Origin of the sequence: Nocardia tenerifensis NBRC 101015, assembly GCF_000308715.1 — a bacterium.
GTDB lineage: Bacteria > Actinomycetota > Actinomycetes > Mycobacteriales > Mycobacteriaceae > Nocardia > Nocardia tenerifensis.
In genome coordinates this window covers 1-2,142 of sequence record NZ_BAGH01000187.1, presented here as the reverse complement: position 1 = coordinate 2,142, position 2,142 = coordinate 1, and the positions used below count along the sequence as shown (strand labels likewise).

3 protein-coding genes and 1 pseudogene are annotated in these 2,142 nt (G+C 73.1%); 1 reads left to right on the top strand and 3 read right to left on the bottom strand.

All coding sequences use genetic code 11. The features are described from left to right. A pseudogene (locus ON39_RS15510) lies at positions 1–221 on the top strand (hypothetical protein); the annotation flags it as partial. A gap of 190 nt (positions 222–411) precedes the next feature. Here ON39_RS15510 and ON39_RS15505 read toward each other — a convergent pair. The 3 genes from ON39_RS15505 to ON39_RS15495 form a co-directional block, all read right to left on the bottom strand. After that, a complete protein-coding gene (locus ON39_RS15505) occupies positions 412–1,065 on the bottom strand; it encodes an urease accessory protein UreD (RefSeq protein WP_040734767.1) in 654 nt (217 codons plus the stop codon). Next, positions 1,055–1,774 (bottom strand): urease accessory protein UreG, encoded by a 720-nt coding sequence (ureG, locus tag ON39_RS15500; RefSeq protein ID WP_040734766.1) that lies wholly within the window; start codon positions 1,772–1,774, stop codon positions 1,055–1,057. The genes ON39_RS15505 and ureG overlap by 11 nt, the downstream gene beginning before the upstream one ends. 27 nt (positions 1,775–1,801) lie before the next feature. Next, a partial coding sequence (locus tag ON39_RS15495; RefSeq protein WP_040734765.1) for an urease accessory UreF family protein occupies positions 1,802–2,142 on the bottom strand: 341 nt, incomplete at its 5' end.

Genomic DNA, 2,142 nt, shown 5'->3' with positions numbered 1-2,142 from the left:
CCGCGCCCTTCGCGGCCACCTCCGCGCTCCTCGGCGGTGCGCTGGGCCTCGTGGTCGGGCTGCCGTTCGTGCCGGTGGGCATCGTCGCCGGGCCCATGCTCGGGGCGTCCTTCGGCGCGGCCGTGATCACCGTGCCCGCGGCGGCGCTCGGCGCGGCGGCCGGTGCGGCCGTGGGCGCGGTCAACGCGTTCAACGCCCCCTCGCGGGTCGTCGGCGACTGACCGGATCGGCTCCACGAGGGTGGGAGCCCGACGACATTGTCGGGTTCCCACCCTTTGTCTTTTCTCCCGCGCGACGACGGGCTACACCTTCGGGTGACGGCCGCCACCCCAACGCTTTTCGGTTCGGCGCGTCGTCTTCGGCGAGTCTTCTAAGCTTCAAGATCAGCGCAACACGGCAGCAACCAAACGCTCAGCGGGCGACGAGGACCGGGCTCGTCCGGGTCAGCAGGGTTCCGCCCGCCGCCAAGGGAAGCCGGGTCTCGGCGAGGCCCGTGGTCGCCGCGGGTCGATCATCCGGGTAGCGCAGTTCGCTCTCCAGCGCGCGCGGCGCCGCGAGCGCGTCGTCCGCGGCCGAGCCCGCGCCGAGGGCCAGACGGTGTCGCAGCAGCGGGAGTTCGCCGAGATCGGCGATCAGGTCGCCGCGCCAACCGCCGCCGTTCTCACCGGCGCGGCCGATCTGCACGCGTTCGCGCAGCCGCAGCCTGGCGTCCGGGGCGAGCGCGATCGAGCTGACGGTGTGGTGTCGCGCGCCGCCCGCCACGATCGTCGGCTCCGGATCGAAGTCGAGCTCCGCCCCCTCGGCGATCTCGAAGTGCCAGCGCCCCACGGAGTCCGGCGTCGCCGCGCTCGGCAGGGCGATGGTGGCCGCGACCGAGCGCACGGTCAGCCGCGCGCCCGGACCGACCACGATGGTGATGTCGAGCTCGTCGCCGCCCAGCGGGGTCGCCGCGGTGCCGATGAAGTGCACCGTGTGCGGACCGGTGCGGCGGGCCGACAGCCCGCCGCTCGCGTGGATCTCCGGCAGCGCCGCGGCGCTCGCGACAATCCGGACCTCAGTGCGCAACAGCGGATTCGGTCCCGGCCAGCCGATCCTGCTCGGCCATGGCCCGCAGCTGCTCGCGCACCCAGGCGAGCACCTTCGTGGCGGCGGGGTCCTCGGTGAGCGAGATGAGCGCGGTCGGGCGGCCCTCGCGCACCTTCGCCGCGTCGCGCTCCATCACGCCGAGGTCCGCGCCGACCAGCGGCGCGAGGTCGGTCTTGTTGACCACGAGCAGGTCCGAAAAGGTCACGCCGGGACCGCCTTTGCGCGGTACCTTGTCGCCGCCCGCCACGTCGACCACGAAGATCTGCACGTCGATCAGGCCGGAGGAGAACGTCGCGGTGAGATTGTCGCCGCCGGACTCGACGAGGATCAGGTCCAGCGGCGGGTTCGCCGCGATCAGATCGTCGATGGCGTCGAGGTTCGCGGTGATGTCGTCGCGGATGGCGGTGTGCGGGCAGCCGCCGGTCTGCACGGCGGTGATCCGCTCGTCCGGCAGCACCGCGTGCCTGCGCAGGAAGTCGGCGTCCTCGGTGGTGTAGATGTCGTTGGTCAGCACGGCCAGCGAGAGCTCCTCGCGCAGTTGCCTGCACAGCGCGGCGACCAGCGCGGTCTTGCCGGAGCCGACCGGGCCGCCGATGCCGATGCGCAGCGCCTCGCCCGGCGTGCGCCGGCGCTTCGGCCGATCGTGGGTGTGGTCGTGCGGTTCACCGTCGATCAGGTGCGGTGGCATGGTGGCGCTCTCCTTCTTGGCGTGGAATCAGCTGGCGAACAGGGGCATGTCGCGGTGCAGATGGCGCTCGGCCAGCGCGTCCTGCAGCGGGTCGGACAGGCAGGCGAGGCCGTCGGCGGCCTCGGCGGCGATGCGGTCACACAGGTCGGCGAGGCGGAGCGTGCACTCCGCGATGGCGGCCGGGTCGAGCGCGAGCAGGCGCTGGGCGGCGGTGGCCGCGCCGGTCAGCGTGGTGTAGACGACCACGCCCGCGATCTCCCGCGGGGTGACCAGGCAGGCGGCGCCGACCATCCCGAACACGGTCGACAGATGCGGCCGCGCGCCGACCCGAGCCCAACCCTCTTGCGGCCAAAGCTGTTTCGCCAACC